Origin of the sequence: Skermania sp. ID1734 (assembly GCF_007489285.1) — a bacterium.
Classification (GTDB): domain Bacteria; phylum Actinomycetota; class Actinomycetes; order Mycobacteriales; family Mycobacteriaceae; genus ID1734.
Window position 1 is genome coordinate 1 of sequence record NZ_VLIY01000033.1, and the last position, 16,136, is coordinate 16,136.

The following is a 16,136-nucleotide window of genomic DNA, read 5'->3' on the forward strand; positions in this document are numbered from 1 at the left end:
GGCGGATGACCTGGGCGCGCAGGGAGGTGACCGCGCCCGAGTCAGGGGGTGCGCCGGGGTCGGGGGTAATGGATCCCATGGCCAGCCAGGACAGGGTGGTCAGCTGGAGGGGAGCGTTCTCGATCAGGTCGGCTTGGGCGGTGAGCAACGCGATCAACTGCTCGCGCACGGGCCCGTCGTCGGGTGGGGTGTCCACGCGCGGGAGTAGGCGTTCGAAGGTGGCCGCGAGCAGGTGGGTGCTGCTGCCGAAGTGCCGGTAGAGGGTGGTGCGCGCGACTTTCGAGGTGCGGGTGACCGCGCCCGCCCCGGGCTTCTTCGGCGAGGTCGATGCTGAACATGCGGTTGCCCAGGTCCGCGCCTTGCAGGGCGAGGATACGGAGGATCCAGCCGTCGCTGGAACACGGCCGTGTGTTAGGAACGCGTTTCGAGTAGCACGGTTCTGACGATCGGGTAGCGCGAGTATGAGCATCCGGTAGCGGTAGCCGAGGCGATGTGCTCGTCTTGGGTTCACGCGTGGCAATTCGGCTGCGCGTGAACCCGAAACAGGAGGCACGGGTGACTGATTACCGATTGGTGATGTCACAGTTGCTGCAAGGCAGGTCGTACCGGGAGATCGAAGCGATCGCAGGATGCTCGCACCGCACGATCGCCAAAGCGAAGAAGATCTGCGGTGAACGGGAGCTGACCACCGAGGACCAGATCGAGGCGTTGACCGCCGAGGAGATCGACGCCTTGTTCACCGATGGGCGAAAGAACGCCTCAATCGATTTCGTGATGTTCGATGTCGCCGCCGCGGTGAAGAAGCGCTCAGGCAAGAAGAAGCTCCCACTGCGGGTGCTGTGGGCCAACTACCTGGAAACCGAAGGGGCGCCGGGGCAGCGGCACTACAGCTACCAGCGGTTCTGCCAGATCATCGGTGAGTACGTCGAGGTCAACGATCTGACGATGCGGATCGCGCACGTACCCGGGCACACGATGCAGGTCGACTGGGCCGGCACCACGATGGCGATCTTCGACCCGGTCACCGGCAGCAGGACCCGGGTGTCGGTGTTCGTGGCATCGCTGCCGTACTCGGGCATGGTCTTCGCCTGCGGATGCCTGGACGAGAAGGCAGCGAACTGGCTCGATGCCCACGTGCAGGCATTCGAGTACTTCGGCGGCGTCACGCAAGTGGTCGTGCCCGATAACACCTCGACCGCGTCGAACCAGATCACACGCGGGGACAGGGCCCGCGAGGTCAACCACGCCTACCGGGACTTCCTCGAGTACCACCGCACCGCCGCGGTGCCCACCAGAGCGGTGCGGCCCCGCGACAAGGGGCACGTCGAGTCCGGGGTCAAGATCGTGACGAACTGGGTGATCGGCCGACTCGCCGACCGCCGGTTCGCCAGCCTGGACGACCTGGGCGAGGCCATCAACGTCCAGGTCGATCAGATCAATGACCGCATCCCGTTCCGCGGACAGAAGATCAGCCGGCGGGAGTTGTTCGCCGAGCACGAGCAGCCACAACTGCTGGCGCTGCCCGACGCACGGTGGCAGCCGGTGACCTGGAGGAAATCCAAGGTCAACAGGGATTACCACGTCGAGATCGCGACGGTGAAGTATTCGGTGCCCCACACCTTCGCCGGTCAGCTCGTCGATGTGAAGATCACCGGCGAAACACTCGCAATCATGTGCGACGGAGAAGTCATCGCCTCCCATGCCGTCTCCGGGCGCCGGCACTCGTACGTCACCGACCCCGAGCACGTGCCCGCCCAGCATCTGCAATCCTCGGATCTGTGGTCCCGGGCGTACTTCGTGCGCCAGGCCCACAAGGTCGGTCCGTGCACCGTGGCCGCGATCAGCGACCTGCTCGACCGGCAACGCATCGAGGCCCAGGGCTACCGCTCGTGCCAGAACATCCTCGCCCTGGGGAAGAGCGACAAACAACTCCTCGAGCGGGCTTGCGGGCAACTTGTCTCCGAACAGACCCGACGGGCGATCTCCTACACCGCGGTCAAGCAACGCCTGGCGGCGCTGCGGGCCCAGGCCGCCGCACGACCGACCACCGCGGCGGAACCAGCGACTGCTGCGTCGGTAGCGCCACCGGCGGGACAGCGCGACACCACCGGGGCGCATCTGGCCGGGCCCGAGCAGTTCAGCCTTTCTGCCTTGACCGGAGCCACCGGAGCCGACTTGACGGATGAGGGAGGGGCCAAGTGATCGATCGTCACCTCACCGACGCGGACATGCCGTTGTTCACGCAGCTGCGTATGACCGCGTTCGGGCAGACCGTCATCGAGCTGGCCAACGATCCCGCCTGCGACGAGTGGACCTTCTCCCAGAAGATCTTCCACGCGCTGGATAAGGAGATCACGGCCAGACAGGAACGTCGGACCCAGAAACTACTCAAGGCCTCCAGAACGCCAAACCCTGATGCCTGCGTAGAAGAGATCCGTTATCTGGCTGACCGCAACCTCAATCGGGAGCTAATCGCACGGCTTTCCAGCTGTCAATGGATCGAGTCGACCCGCAATCTTGTCGTGCTCGGTCAGTCCAGCGTGGGCAAGACCTATGTGGCTCTGGCACTGCTCAATGCCGCGTGCCGAAAGTACTACAGCGCGAGGTTCTTCCGGCTCGACGATCTGGCCAACCGGCTCGCCGTGTTGGAACCGACCTCGCAGCGGCGGTTGGATTTCCTGACGGATCTGCACAACTGTGACCTGCTGGTCCTGGATGACTTCCTGACGACGCCGGTGGCTGCGCACACCGCGGCCGAGTTGCTCAACATCCTGGCCGCTCGTGAAGGTCGAGGTTCGACTCTGGTGACCTCGCAGTTCGATCCGCCGGACTGGTACAAGTCGCTCCAGGACGCGGTCATCGCCGAATCGATCCTCAACCGGATCGTCGCCGGCGCCGAGATCATCGCCCTGGACGGGCCGAACATGCGCCGACATCTGGCGGACAGCCGATAGTTGGGCGCCGCGGTCGGGCAAGCTAGTATTCAATATGACTCGCTGATCACTGTGCATGTTCGAGGCTGATCCGAAGTCCACCACTTCGCGCAGCCTTTTTTATACCAGCGGCGGGACGGGTAGGTTATTCGTGCCGAAATTCGCGTGGAGAGCGACCAGTCCACCGCTTGAAGGCGTGAGAGAAGTTGGCGAGGTCGCTGTATCCGAGATCCGCAGCGATCTCACTCACCGACATCGATCGGTCGAGCAGCCGCAGCATCGCACGATCACGCAGGAATGATTCGCGCAACTCGCGAAAGGTGGTCCCCTCCTCGGACAGGCGCCGCTTGAGTGTGCTACGGGATATCGAGAGCTCGTGTGCGACCCAGTCGTTACTTCGTTTGCCGGGATCCTCCTCCAGGAGCCGTCGCACCTTCTCCGAGAAAGACGTGGTTCTGCTTCGCTGTTCGAGGGTTTGCTGCAGATCAACGATGGCGAGGCGATAGGCGACGGGATCGGAGAACCTACATACCTCGTTGAGGGTATCCGCGGGGACACGAAGGAATGACGTCGGAGCGTCGAAGTACAGGCGCCCAGCTAGGGCGTCCTCATGATTGGCCAGAAAGTTCGGCGCCGACCAGCTCAGATGGAGGGTGACGGTCGGCACATCGCCAGCGAGCATGTCAAGCAGGCGCAGGAGCGCCGACCCGCTGTACGCGACGACCAGGCAGTTCAGGGCCGGATCGCCTGTATGTGCGCTGAGCCCCACAGTAAGCCCCTCGTCTCCTGGGTGGAACTGTGGGCTGAGGGCCGTCGAGATCAAAGGCAGATAGGTGAGCAGCTCGACGATCTCGGCTACCGAACCTGCACTGACCAGAGGAAAGCTCAACGGGCCAAAGGACGTCAACTGAGCCTGCTCGGCGAACGCGAAGCCGAGCGTAGTTGCCTGGTCGACATCGAGTGCGGGGTACACCTCGCGAAACCACCGTATCGGGGCCTGGATGTTCCGCTGGATCAACGTCGTCTCGTCGATTCCTTCGCGAGCCATGATGTTGCGAAGCCGCGCGACAGCGTCTGAGTCGAGTGCTTGGCTCTCGAGCAATTGCGCGAACATGAGTGGAGGCACACCCTCGTCGTTGAGGTTCACCCTGGTCCCTTTGAGCCGAATTCACAAGTTTCTGACTCTGCCGAACATAGCCGCCGCGCTCGTCTTCGACAACACTTTGACCAAGTTCACATTGAGGACGACGTATCCAGGAGTTGGCTATGGCAGTTGTCACCTTTGTCTCCCACGATGGCCAGAAGCACGAGGCGCCCATCGAGGAAGGGCAGTCGCTGATGCAGGTCGCGACCAACAACGCGGTGCCCGGCATCGACGGCGACTGCGGAGGCGAAGCCGCGTGCGGTACCTGTCATGTGATCGTCGATCCGCAATGGTCCGAGCAGGTCGGCCTCTCGGGTCCCGAGGAGGAGGAGATGCTCGCGATGAACCCCGAGCGCCAGCCGACCTCCCGGCTGTCCTGCCAGATGGCGGCGTCGGCGGCGTGGGACGGCTTGATCGTCGAACTACCCGAATTCCAGATGTGACGGCGAGAAACGGTTAAGACCTGATGAAGATTCCTGAAGCAATCACCGCCAAGGTTCAGTCGACCATCCCGATGGATCTGCAGATCCAGGGCGCGCATCTGTATGACAAGACCCGGCGATGGGTGACCGGGACGAACGGAGAGAAGCTCTTCGTCGAGAGTCCTATCCCGCCGGTCGAGGACGTCGAGCTCGCCGACATCGACCTCAGCAACCCTTTTCTCTATCGCCAGGGGCGCTGGCAGTCCTACTTCGAGCGCTTGCGCAACGAGGCGCCGGTCCACTACCAGCCCAACAGTGCGTTCGGTCCGTTCTGGTCTGTCACGCGGCATGCCGACATCGTGGCCGTGGACAAGAACCACGAGCTCTTCTCCGCCGAGCCGTTCATTGTCATCGGGGCCCCGCCTCGTTTCCTTGATATCGCGATGTTCATCGCGATGGATCCGCCACGCCACGACGCGCAGCGGGCCGCTGTCCAAGGCGTTGTTGCGCCGAAGAACCTGCGTGAGATGGAGGGGCTGATTCGATCGCGTGTGCAGGAGGTGCTGGACGACCTGCCCGTGGATCAGCCGTTCGACTGGGTGCAGAACGTCTCGATCGAGTTGACCGCTCGGATGCTTGCCACCCTTCTGGACTTCCCGTACGAGCAGCGTCGCAAGCTCGTCTACTGGTCAGATCTCGCGACGTCGCTGGAGCAAGCCAACGGCGGGCCCTCGGACAACGACGAGGTGTTCCCCGGCATGCGCGACATGGCGCGAGGTCTCAGCGCTCTCTGGCACGACAAGGCAGCGCGGATGGCTGCCGGGGAGGAACCCGGCTTCGATCTGATCACCATGTTGCAGAGCAACGAGAACACCAAGGACCTGATCGACCGCCCGATGGAATTCTTGGGCAACCTCGTGCTGCTGATCGTCGGAGGCAACGACACGACCCGCAACTCGATGAGCGGCGGTGTTCTTGCGCTGAACCGCTTCCCCGATCAGTTCGAGAAGCTGAAGGCAAACCCCGACCTGATCCCCAACATGGTCTCGGAGATCATCCGGTGGCAAACCCCGCTGGCTTATATGCGCCGGGTCGCCAAGGCCGACACCATTCTGAACGGGCAGTTCATCCGCAAGGGCGACAAAGTAGTGATGTGGTACGCCTCGGGCAACCGCGACGAGCGCGTGTTCGAACGGCCCGATGAGTTCATCATCGACCGGGCCAACGCCCGCAACCACATCTCCTTCGGCTTCGGCGTCCATCGTTGTATGGGCAACCGGCTGGCCGAGCTCCAGCTGCGGATCCTGTGGGAGGAGTTGCTTCCCCGTTTCGACAATATCGAGGTCGTCGGCGAGCCAGAGTACGTGCAGTCCAATTTCGTCAGGGGCATCAGCAAGATGATGGTCCGCCTCACCCCGAAATCCAGCGCATGACCTCGCAGCGGGCCCTCATCGTCGGGGCCGGCCATGCCGGGGCCCAACTCGCGGCCAGTCTGCGCCAGGAAGGGTGGACCGGTGAGATCGTCCTCATCGGCGAGGAGTCGGCGCTGCCCTATCAACGCCCGCCGCTGTCGAAGGCCTACCTGGCGGGGAAGAGCACACTCGACGAACTCGCGATCCGCAGCGCCAAATTCTACACCGAGCAGGGGATCCAACTCCTGAATGCGAAGGTGGAGGCGATCGACCGCTCGGCTGGTCATCTCGTGTTGAGCACCGGCGACGCGCTGCCCTACGACAAGCTCGCGCTGTGCACTGGGGCCCGCCCTCGACGGCTTTCCATCCCGGGGGCCGACCTGGTCGGCGTCTACTACCTACGCACCGCTGCCGACGTCGAGATGATCCGAGAGGCCACCAGCCCCGGGTGTCGGGCTGTGATCATCGGCGGCGGCTACATCGGACTGGAGACGGCCGCCTCATTGCGTGCGCTCGGTCTGGAGGTCACCGTGCTCGAGGCGACCGAGCGCGTCCTCGAACGGGTCACCGCCCCCGCTGTATCGGCGTTCTTCGACCGGATCCACCGGGAGGAGGGCGTGAACATCCGGACGGGCGCGCTGGTCGAAGCTCTATCAGGTGACGGCAGGGTCCGCGAGGTGTTCCTGTCCAGTGGCGAATCAATTCCCACCGACCTCGTCATTGTCGGTATCGGCGTTGAGCCGAACACCGAGCTCGCCGCCGCCGCGGGTCTGGTCGTCGACAACGGCGTCGTGATCGACGACCAGACCCGGACCAGCGACCCCGACATCGTGGCGGCTGGGGACTGCGCCAGCCATGACATGGCCCGTTACGGCCGTCGCATACGCCTGGAGTCCGTGCCGAGTGCGGGTGAGCAGGCCAAGGTGGCGGCCGCGACCGTCTGCGGCAAGTCCAAGATGATCGCGGCGCTTCCATGGTTCTGGTCGGATCAATACGATCTCAAGCTCCAGATCGCCGGTCTCAACACCGGGTACGACGAAGTCGTCCTCAGCGGCGACCCGACCCGGGACCGCGACTTCACCTGCTTCTACCTGCGTGCGGGCGAGCTCATCGCCGCCGACTGCATCAACCGGCCCCGTCACTTCATGTTCAGCAAGCGGGTCATCACGCAGCGACTCCCCATTGGCCGGACCGAACTGGTGCTCGCAGGCTCTGTCTGAGGTGATCGGTCCCTTGGCGGCGATGGTACGACAACAGCGAGTACGGGCCCACATTTCGGAAAGGAACGTCAGTGACGAACATCATCCAGCTCCCGCTGGCGAAGGGTCGTGAGCGGCTCTCGTCGGTATTCCTGGCACCATTGCCGAGTCGGGCCGACGCGACCCTGCTAGGGGTCAGCGACCAGTGGCCTGTTCGTGAGCTCGCCCCGCCCCCGGCGGGGTCGGGGCTCGAGCCCGTCCGAGGGACCGCGGGCATGCCTCTGCTCGGTCACACCCTGGACTACATCAGGTTCGGCTCCAACTTCACCCGGGCCAGGTACCAACGCTTCGGACCGGTCTGGTGGATGGGCGCCTTCGGCACGAGAATCGTGATGGTGGCGGGCGCGGATGCCACACAGGAGGCGCTGACGACCAAGGCGAAGTCGTTCTCCCAGGACGGGTGGACCTATCTCATCGATGCTTTCTTTCACCGGGGCCTGATGCTGATGAGCTTCGACGAGCACAGGATGCATCGGCGGATCATGCAGGAGGCGTTCACCCGCGACCGGCTCGCCGGCTACGTCGACCAGCTCGGCCCGACGCTGGAGACCAGCATCCGCAGGTGGACAGCGGGCCGGTCCACGCGCATCTACCCACTGTTGAAGGCCCTGACTCTCGACGTCGCAACGGAGGTCTTCATGGCAGGTCGGGGAGGGAGCGAGGACACTGACGCCATCAACGACGCCTTCGTGGCCACCGTGCGCGCAGCCAGCTCGATCATCCGTTTCCCGCTGCCGGGGACTCGGTGGCGCGCCGGAGTCCGTGGGCGCACGCTCCTGGAGGACTACTTCACCCGGCATCTGCCGACGGCTCGAAGTGCCCAGGGAGACGACCTCTTTGCGGGGCTGTGCCATGCGCGCACGGCCGACGGTGAGGCGTTCACTGATGAGGACGTCGTCAACCACATGATCTTCTTGATGATGGCGGCCCACGATACCTCGACCATCACCACCACCGCTGCCGCCTACTTCCTCGCCAAGCACCCAGCCTGGCAGGAACGGGCTCGGGCCGAGTCCGACCGACTCGGTGAACGCCGCCCCGACATCGACGACCTGGACTCGATGGCGACTCTCGACCTGGTGATCAAGGAGACGCTGCGCCTCGTGGCGCCCGTGCCGATCGTGATGCGCAAGACGATCGAGAACGTGGAGATTGCCGGACGCCACATCCCGGCGGACACCCTGGTGGCCGTGGCTCCTGCGGTGAACCACTTCGACGAGTCGTGCTGGACCGAGCCCGACACCTTCGACCCCGACCGTTTCAGCGAGCCGCGCCGTGAGGACCAGAATCACCGTTTCGGGTGGATCCCCTTCGGCGGAGGAGTGCACAAGTGCATTGGTCTGCACTTCGGCACCCTCGAGGTCAAGGCGATCCTGCACCACATGCTGCGCACTTACACCTGGTCGGTCCCCGACCAGTATGAAGTGAGATGGGACAACACCTCGCTCCCCATTCCTGTCGACGGGTTGCCGATCACCCTGGAGCGCAGATGAATCCGGCACCGGTGGCGTTCTTGGGGGCGACCGACTTCCTCGACATCGAGCACGAGTCCGTCCGGGCATTCACCGCCGCCGCGGTTGGGGATGCGAGCACCGACCGGGACAAGGCCAATCGCCTCTTCACCGCCGTCCGTGACCAGATCTGGTACGACCCCTACACGGTGTCGGACGATCCCGCCCACTATCGAGCCAGCTTCGTCCTCGAGTCCGGGCGCGCCTATTGCGTCCCGAAGGCGGTGCTCTTGACCGCGGTGTGCCGAGCGGCAGGGATTCCGGCGCTGCTGGGTTTCGCTGACGTCCGCAATCACCTGCAGACCGAAGCGCTGCGAGCGCTCATGGGCGGCACAGACCTGTTCGTCTATCACGGCTACAGCCGTCTCTACATCGACGGCCGGTGGTTGAAGGCGACGCCTGCGTTCAACACCGAGTTGTGTGCGCGTTTCGGTGTGCCGCCGGTGGATTTCGACGGTGATCGCGACGCACTCCTGCACGCCTTCACCGCCGACGGAGCCCAGCATATGGAGTACGTCCGCGAGCGCGGCATCTTCGACGATCTGCCTTTGAACGCGATCCTGACCGAGCTTCGGCATACCTATGGACCGTTGATGTTCAAGCGCGCTGACGTGATCGCTGACGCTTTCACCGACACACCCACCAGCCGCACCCAGCCCGACGGGATCTCCGGTGGGTTCCACTCACCCCTGGAGGACCGATGAGCACGGCGACCGCAGCGGACGCCTTGGACGTGTGCAACCCAGCCGATGGCCGGCTGATCGCAACCGTCCCTGTGGATGATCGCGAGACCGTGAACGGTGTCGCGGCTGACCTCCGCTGCGCCCAGGTCGGGTGGGTCGAGGCTGGCCCGCGGCAACGCGCCAGATGGTTGCATCGCTGGCGGGACTGGATCCTGGCTCACACCGACGAGCTCACCGATCTGCTGCAAGCCGAAACGGGCAAGGTGCGCCCAGATGCCCTCGTGGAGACGACCGCGTCGTGCGAATTCATCACCTACTACGCTGACAACGCCGAGAGGTTTCTCGCTGGCGAGCAGGTCAGGTCCTCGAGTCTGTTGAGTCTGCCGAAGCGGCTGTCCAAGACCTACCACCCATATCCGGTTGTCGGGCTCATCACGCCCTGGAACTTCCCGATCACCCTCTTCCTCATGGATGCAGCGCCCGCGTTGGCTGCCGGATGCGCGGTCCTGGCGAAGTCCTCGGAGGAGACGCCACTGACGTGTGCGCGGGTCGTCGAGGGCTGGCACGAGATCGGCGCCCCTCCGGTCTTGGCCCATGTTGTGGGTGCCGGCGAAGCGGGTGCGTCGGTGGTGGACGCCGCTGACTTCGTGCAGTTCACCGGCTCGACAGCCACCGGGCGTGCGGTCGCGATCCGCTGCGCCGAGCACCTGAAGCCGGTGAGCCTGGAGCTGGGCGGTAAGGATCCGGCGATAGTGCTGGAGGACGCCGACCTTGCTCGTGCGGTGGAGGGGATCGCGTGGGGCGGTCTGTTCAACGCAGGGCAGGTCTGCATCTCCGTCGAGCGGGTATACGTGGTAGCTGAGATCTACGACGAGTTCGTGGCCCGGCTGACGCAGAGGGTGCGCTCCCTGGCCCAGGGTGCGGCGACAGGTGACGACGTGGGTGCGATGGTCACTGCGAGGCAGGTCGAGATCGCCGATCGCCACGTCAGCCAGGCGGTGGCGGCGGGTGCGCGGGTCCTGGCCGGCGGAACCCGGAGTGCGGTCGGGAACTACTACGCTCCGACCGTCCTGGTCGGTGTCGACCACACGATGGCTTGCATGACCGAGGAGACCTTCGGCCCCACGATCCCGGTGATGCTGGTCGCGGATGAAGACGAGGCCATCCGTCTGGCCAACGACTCGGCGTACGGCCTGTCTGCGACGGTGTGGACCCGCGACCACGCTCGGGCACAGCGCATTGCGAAACGCCTGGACGCGGGTGCGGTCAACATCAACGACGTCTTCAGCAACCTCTTCGCCACCACACTGCCGCACAGTGGATGGAAGGCATCGGGTATCGGTGCGCGGCTCGGCGGTGCCTACGGGCTGCACAAGTACTGCCGGGTCCAGGCGGTGACCGAGCCGCGGATTCCTGTCCCGGCACGGGAACTCACGTGGTACCCGTACACCTCCCGGCGTGCGGCCATCGCCGAAAGAGTATTGCGCGCGGCAGCCGGCCGCGGCCTGTGGCAACGCCTCGGCCTGAACAAGGAGAACAGCAAGTGACGACGCACATCCCCCACACTGCCGCCAAGACTGTGGCGATCACCGGCGGAGCCCGCGGCATCGGCTACCAGACCGCGAAGGAGCTGATCCGACGAGGCCACCGCGTCGCCATCGGCGACGTCGACGAGGCACGTGCCAAAGAGGCCGCCGTCGAGCTCGGGGTGAAGGTCGTCACCCGCCTCGATGTCACCGATCCCGACTCGTTCCGCGAATTTCTCGACCTGGTCGAGGGGGGCCTCGGCCCCCTCGACGTGCTGATCAACAACGCGGGCATCATGCCCACCGGGCACGCCCACGAGGAAGCCGACGCGGTGACCCGGCGGCAGGTCGAGATCAACGTCCTGGGAGTCATCTTCGGGACCAAACTCGCCCTCCAACGGATGCTGCCGCGGCGTGCCGGGCACATCATCAACACCGCATCACTGGCCGGTGAGCTCGCCGTACCCGGTCTGGCGACCTATTGCGGCACCAAGTTCGCGGTCATCGGGTTCACCGAGGCAGCACGACAGGAATACCGCAAGTCCGGGGTCCAGCTGTCCACGGTCCGGCCCACGTTCACCAACACCGAGCTCGTCGCTGGGACGGCTGGGGCCAAGGGACTGCGCAACGCCGAGCCCGAGGAGATCGCTCGAGCGACAGCCGATCTGATCGAGAATCCGCGTTCTTTCGTGCGTGTCACCCGCCTCGCCGGCGGCATGGTCGCCGCGATGAAGTTCGTCCCCGGTCGGTTGGCTACCTGGCTCGGATCGGCCCTGGGCACGGACTCGGTGTTCCTCGACGACGTCGACATGAGGATACGCCAGGCCTACCTGGACAGAATCCGGAGCAACTGATCCAGTCTTCGAACCCCGTCGTGCGCCGATCCACCGAAGAGGAACTCCTATGCCCCGCAGAACCCTGATCAAGGACTACCCGCATCGGATGGCGGGGCATTGCGGCTCTGGCGCGATGCGCGATCTTCTGCACTGGCATGGTCTGGGGTGGGATGGACCGCCCGACGAAGGTCTGGTGTTCGCGCTCGGTGGCGCGGTGGGGCTATCCTACCTCCGGTCGAGCGACCTCGTCCCACCGCTGTACCTGGTGGGACGAGGTGCCGACTTCGAAGTCGATCTACCCCGCCGACTCGGCGGACAGGTCCACGTTCTCACGACCGACGATCCTCGCGAGGGATGGTCATGGGTTCTCGACGAGATCGAAGCAGGCAGACCCAGTCTGGTGTGGGGCGACATCGGTGAGTTGCCGTACCTGCGGGTCCAGTTGCGGATGAGTCGCCACGATATCGTCGTGATCGGTCACGACGAGGCCGAGGGGATCGCTTTTGTCGTGGACAATGACCGCGCCGAGGTGCAGGAGGTCCCGCTCGATGCGCTGGCTCGGGCGCGGTCCTCGAAGTCTTTCCCGGAACCGACGCGCCACTGCACCTACCGCATCATCTGGCCGGACGCGCTGCCAGACGTGGCGGAAGTAGCGGCAGAGGCATTTCGCCAGTCCGCGGCCAGTATGCGCCGCCCGTCGCAGCCCGGGATCGTCGATCTCACGACAGCGGCGGCCGGGGCCGAGGGCCTAGCTGCGGTCGTACAGCTGGCGGCCGACGTTCGGACCTGGGCCGATCTTCCGATAGACGACCTCGAGATCCTCCTGTTCAGCCTGAGCGCTTTTATCGAGAAGGCAGGCACCGGCGGCGGGCTGTTCCGCCGATTGCTCGCCGATGGCTGCGCGGATGTCGCACGCCTGACCGGCGACTTCGCCACCGCTCAACTCGCCGTCTCCGCCAGCCGTTGTGCGCAGGCATGGACCGAGACTGCACGTGCCGGTATCCGGCGCGACGTTGATGTGCGAGCGCGCGCGGCCGGGATGTCTTTGGCGGCTAGCCGGCTGCCAGAGCTGGAGTCGGACCTGGTCGAGTCCCTGGAGTCTGCTTCAAGCTCGCTTATGGCTGCAGATCGCTGACAGCCCCACTTTTCCCCGGACGCTCGGTCTCCGGATCGCTGTGTTCGAAGGCAACTCTCTCAACAAGGAATGCTATGCAGAGCACGATGATGAACGTCCCGTTGACAACTGCGGCGATTCTGCGCCACGGCTCGAGTGTGCATGGCTCGGCAACCGTGCGGACCTTGCAGCCCGACGGGAGCGTGAAGGTCGCCTCGTTCGCCGAGATCGGACGGCGGTCCGCCCAGTTGGCCAACGCGTTGCGCGGTTGCGGGATCACAGGCGATGAGCGCGTCGCAACCTTTATGTGGAACAACCAGGAACATGTGGAAGCCTACTGTGCGGTGCCCTCGATGGGCGCGGTACTGCACACTCTCAATCTACGCCTCGCCTCAGATCAACTCGTCTACATAGGCAACCACGCCGAGGACCGGGTCGTGATTCTCGACGGAAGCCTGGTCCCGCTGCTGGCCCCCGTGCTGCCGCACATCACCAGTGTGCACACCGTCGTCGTGACCGGGGGGGTGGACCTCACCCCGCTGCACCGTGACGGGCTCACAGTCGTGGGTTACGAGGAGTTCATCTCCGCTCAGCCCGAGACGTTCGACTGGCCTGACCTCGATGAGCAGTCAGCAGCCGCCATGTGTTACACCTCCGGTACCACCGGGACCCCCAAAGGCGTCGCCTACAGCCACCGGTCGACCTACCTGCATTCGATGGCGGCCTGCGCCGCCGACGGACTGCGAGTCGGCTGCGATGACCGGATCCTCGCTATTGTGCCGATGTTCCATGCCAACGCCTGGGGACTGGTCTATGCCGCCCTCATGGCAGGTGCCGACCTTCTCATGCCTGACCGGTTCCTGCAGGCCGAGCCGCTGGTACGGCTCATCGATGCCCAGAAGCCAACCGTCGCAGGCGCGGTCCCGACGATCTGGAACGACGTGCTGAACTTCGTGGAGGCCAACCCCAGCTACGACATCTCCTCTCTCGGCCTGGTTGCCTGCGGTGGCTCCGCCGTGCCCGTTCACCTGATGGAGATCTTCGAGGAGAAGTACGGCGTACAGGTCGTCCAGGCGTGGGGAATGACCGAGACCTCGCCGCTGGCCACCGTCGCGCGTCCGCCGGCATCGCTCGACACGCAGGAGCGGTGGCGCCTGCGAGCCACTCAAGGCCGTCCGGTTCCAGGTGTGGAATTGAGGATCGTCGGCGACGCGGGCAATGAGCTCCCGCACGACGGCGAAGCCGTCGGCGAGCTGCAGGTGCGCGGACCTTGGATCACCGGCTCGTACATCGGCGAAGAGGATGACGGGGAGAAGTTTCAGGACGGTTGGTTGCGCACCGGCGACGTCGGTCGGATCGATGAACGCAGTTTCGTCACGCTGACCGACCGCACAAAGGACGTGATCAAGTCTGGCGGGGAGTGGATCTCCTCGGTCGAGCTCGAACTGCTGCTCGCCGGACACCCCGATGTGCTCGAGGCATCTGTGATCGGGGTGCCGGACGAGAAGTGGCAGGAACGTCCCCTCGCGGTGATCGTCGTACGTGACGGGCGCGAGCCCACACCTGCCCATCTGCGTGACTTCCTCGTTGGCAAGGTCGCCAAATGGTGGCTGCCCGAGCGTTGGTGCTTCGTCTCCGAGGTGCCCAAGACCTCGGTCGGCAAGTTCGACAAGAAGCGCCTGCGCTCCCTGCATGCCGAAGGAGAGCTTGCCGTCGTCGAAATCTAGGAATCCTCTCTAGATCATCGAGCACGGGTCCCTGCTCACATCGTGGGGTTAGGATCCGCGGCGGACAGTCCGACTTCGAGTACCTTGCCCGGCCTTAGTGGTCACGCCTCTCTTCAGTCACGCCGCGAACGCAGACCGGGTGGTGCGACATACCCCACGCTGAGTCAGCCGAGAACCTCGCAGGCCAAACCTCGACTGCCGCGCGATCACGGCCACTTGGCGGCCCTGGATACTTCCTGCTGGTACCTGCGAAAATTCCCACCTGCAGTGCTGGCGGCGGTCCGGTTCGACCATCGCAAGGTGTGGGCGATGTGCCGTTGCGACGGGCACCCGGTGTCGCAGGCGACCGTGCTGCGGTGCCTGCGAGACGAGGGTCTGCTGCCGCCAGCCGCAAGGCTGCGTTCGCCGCCGAGCCCACCGGCCCGAATCAGGTGTAGCGTTTGGACTTCAGTGAGTTCGAGACCACCGCTGGCGGGACGTGGCGTATCGCGGATTGCCGGGACTACTGGAGCAAATACGAGCATCCCTGGCATGTGTCGCCGACGGCGAACCAGCACGAACGCGATCACCGCGATCGAGCGCGCTTTGGCCGACTACGAGCAGTCGTACGACCACCCGCTGGCCGAAACGTGCCCACGCGAGCCCGGCCGTGGTCTCGAGCCCGCGGCGACGATCGTGACCTACAACGGCGGCCCGTTCCGGTCGTTCCGCTTCGAGGCGTTCGTCACCGCACACCCCGAACTGCGCCACGTCGGTACCCGAGTCAGGTCGCCGGGCCAGAACGGCTCGCGCGAACGCGGTTTCGGGTCGCTGAAGTACGAGCGACTGTTCCTCGAGGAGATCGATGACGTCTTGGCCGTGGTGAAGCACGCTGACGCCTACCGGGTCGAGCACAACACCGTCCGGCCGCACGAAGCCATCGCTTGGAACCGGCCGATCCAGATCCACCCTGGCCTGGTCGGCCCTCGGATCCCCAACTTTCCCCGAGACCGAAAACCTGCCAACTACTTGACACGGGACACGACGACGCAGCAGCGGCCTCGTCCAGGAGTGTTCGATCAACGGCTCTGGTATCCCTCACACCCGAATTGAGCCAGAGCCGTTGACCCGACCTCCGTACGTGCGGGCTTTTGTCGGTTTTACTTGCGGGTGTTGTGGTTGTGGTGGGCGGTGAGGAAATCGTCGACCAGGCGTGCGCAGTCGTGGTGGTCGATGCTGTGCAGCCCGGTCAGGCGAGCGAAGACGATCGGGCCCAGCAGCTGGATGATGACGAAGCTGGTGTCGAGATCACCGAGGTGGGCGCGGGCCTCAGGGCTGGTGAGGATGTGGTCGAACGGTTCGCGGTAGCGGCGGATGACCTGGGCGCGCAGGGAGGTGACCGCGCCCGAGTCAGGGGGTGCGCCGGGGTCGGGGGTAATGGATCCCATGGCCAGCCAGGACAGGGTGGTCAGCTGGAGGGGAGCGTTCTCGATCAGGTCGGCTTGGGCGGTGAGCAACGCGATCAACTGCTCGCGCACGGGCCCGTCGTCGGGTGGGGTGTCCACGCGCGGGAGTAGGCGTTCGAAGGTG

The 16,136-nt window shown here is 64.9% G+C and carries 13 protein-coding genes and 2 pseudogenes; 12 read left to right on the forward strand and 3 right to left on the reverse strand.

Features of this window, described 5'->3' with window-relative positions; genetic code table 11:
• Window positions 1–298 (reverse strand): annotated as a pseudogene (locus FOS14_RS23985) (TetR/AcrR family transcriptional regulator); the annotation flags it as partial.
• Window positions 299–555: 257 nt separating this feature from the next.
• Here FOS14_RS23985 and istA point away from each other — a divergent pair.
• Window positions 556–2,202 carry an IS21 family transposase gene (istA, locus tag FOS14_RS23990; RefSeq protein WP_029540274.1) on the forward strand — a complete coding sequence of 549 codons (1,647 nt, stop codon included), beginning with the start codon at window positions 556–558 and terminating at the stop codon, window positions 2,200–2,202.
• Window positions 2,199–2,954 (forward strand): ATP-binding protein, encoded by a 756-nt coding sequence (locus tag FOS14_RS23995; RefSeq protein WP_003937311.1) that lies wholly within the window; start codon window positions 2,199–2,201, stop codon window positions 2,952–2,954. The genes istA and FOS14_RS23995 overlap by 4 nt, the downstream gene beginning before the upstream one ends.
• A gap of 124 nt (window positions 2,955–3,078) precedes the next feature.
• Here FOS14_RS23995 and FOS14_RS24000 read toward each other — a convergent pair whose 3' ends face one another.
• Window positions 3,079–4,080, reverse strand: coding sequence for an AraC family transcriptional regulator (locus FOS14_RS24000; RefSeq protein WP_185981929.1), 1,002 nt, complete (start codon window positions 4,078–4,080; stop codon window positions 3,079–3,081).
• Between the two features lie 119 nt (window positions 4,081–4,199).
• Between FOS14_RS24000 and FOS14_RS24005 the strand changes: the two genes are divergently transcribed.
• From FOS14_RS24005 to FOS14_RS24050, 10 genes are all read left to right on the forward strand, one after another.
• Window positions 4,200–4,520, forward strand: a complete 321-nt coding sequence (locus FOS14_RS24005; RefSeq protein ID WP_003937313.1) for a 2Fe-2S iron-sulfur cluster-binding protein — start codon at window positions 4,200–4,202, stop codon at window positions 4,518–4,520.
• A gap of 23 nt (window positions 4,521–4,543) precedes the next feature.
• Window positions 4,544–5,932 (forward strand): cytochrome P450, encoded by a 1,389-nt coding sequence (locus FOS14_RS24010; RefSeq protein WP_143773374.1) that lies wholly within the window; start codon window positions 4,544–4,546, stop codon window positions 5,930–5,932.
• On the forward strand, window positions 5,929–7,131 hold the full coding sequence (locus FOS14_RS24015; protein WP_143773375.1) for an NAD(P)/FAD-dependent oxidoreductase: 1,203 nt from the start codon (window positions 5,929–5,931) through the stop codon (window positions 7,129–7,131). Before FOS14_RS24010 ends, FOS14_RS24015 begins: the two co-directional genes overlap by 4 nt.
• A 71-nt stretch (window positions 7,132–7,202) precedes the next feature.
• Complete coding sequence (locus FOS14_RS24020; RefSeq protein ID WP_143773376.1) at window positions 7,203–8,663, forward strand: cytochrome P450; 1,461 nt, start codon at window positions 7,203–7,205, stop codon at window positions 8,661–8,663.
• Window positions 8,660–9,385, forward strand: coding sequence for a transglutaminase family protein (locus tag FOS14_RS24025; RefSeq protein ID WP_143773377.1), 726 nt, complete (start codon window positions 8,660–8,662; stop codon window positions 9,383–9,385). The genes FOS14_RS24020 and FOS14_RS24025 overlap by 4 nt, the downstream gene beginning before the upstream one ends.
• Window positions 9,382–10,911 carry an aldehyde dehydrogenase family protein gene (locus FOS14_RS24030; RefSeq protein WP_003937318.1) on the forward strand — a complete coding sequence of 510 codons (1,530 nt, stop codon included), beginning with the start codon at window positions 9,382–9,384 and terminating at the stop codon, window positions 10,909–10,911. The genes FOS14_RS24025 and FOS14_RS24030 overlap by 4 nt, the downstream gene beginning before the upstream one ends.
• Window positions 10,908–11,744, forward strand: a complete 837-nt coding sequence (locus tag FOS14_RS24035) for an SDR family oxidoreductase (RefSeq protein WP_003937319.1) — start codon at window positions 10,908–10,910, stop codon at window positions 11,742–11,744. Before FOS14_RS24030 ends, FOS14_RS24035 begins: the two co-directional genes overlap by 4 nt.
• A 49-nt stretch (window positions 11,745–11,793) precedes the next feature.
• Window positions 11,794–12,861, forward strand: a complete 1,068-nt coding sequence (locus FOS14_RS24040; RefSeq protein WP_143773378.1) for a BtrH N-terminal domain-containing protein — start codon at window positions 11,794–11,796, stop codon at window positions 12,859–12,861.
• A gap of 74 nt (window positions 12,862–12,935) precedes the next feature.
• On the forward strand, window positions 12,936–14,567 hold the full coding sequence (locus FOS14_RS24045) for a long-chain fatty acid--CoA ligase (RefSeq protein ID WP_003937321.1): 1,632 nt from the start codon (window positions 12,936–12,938) through the stop codon (window positions 14,565–14,567).
• A 531-nt stretch (window positions 14,568–15,098) separates the two neighbouring features.
• Window positions 15,099–15,659, forward strand: a complete 561-nt coding sequence (locus tag FOS14_RS24050) for an integrase core domain-containing protein (RefSeq protein ID WP_003937322.1) — start codon at window positions 15,099–15,101, stop codon at window positions 15,657–15,659.
• Between the two features lie 47 nt (window positions 15,660–15,706).
• On the opposite strand, the pseudogene FOS14_RS24055 reads toward FOS14_RS24050, so the two are convergent.
• Window positions 15,707–16,136, reverse strand: a pseudogene (locus FOS14_RS24055) (TetR/AcrR family transcriptional regulator C-terminal ligand-binding domain-containing protein); the annotation flags it as partial.

Coding starts and splice junctions, on each gene's coding strand:
- FOS14_RS24030 (WP_003937318.1), top strand. CDS start 9,382: ATGAGCACGGCGACCGCAGCGGACGCCTTGGACGTGTGCAACCCAGCC.
- FOS14_RS24025 (WP_143773377.1), top strand. CDS start 8,660: ATGAATCCGGCACCGGTGGCGTTCTTGGGGGCGACCGACTTCCTCGAC.
- FOS14_RS24040 (WP_143773378.1), top strand. CDS start 11,794: ATGCCCCGCAGAACCCTGATCAAGGACTACCCGCATCGGATGGCGGGG.
- FOS14_RS24010 (WP_143773374.1), top strand. CDS start 4,544: ATGAAGATTCCTGAAGCAATCACCGCCAAGGTTCAGTCGACCATCCCG.
- FOS14_RS24045 (WP_003937321.1), top strand. CDS start 12,936: ATGCAGAGCACGATGATGAACGTCCCGTTGACAACTGCGGCGATTCTG.
- FOS14_RS24050 (WP_003937322.1), top strand. CDS start 15,099: ATGTGTCGCCGACGGCGAACCAGCACGAACGCGATCACCGCGATCGAG.
- FOS14_RS24015 (WP_143773375.1), top strand. CDS start 5,929: ATGACCTCGCAGCGGGCCCTCATCGTCGGGGCCGGCCATGCCGGGGCC.
- FOS14_RS24005 (WP_003937313.1), top strand. CDS start 4,200: ATGGCAGTTGTCACCTTTGTCTCCCACGATGGCCAGAAGCACGAGGCG.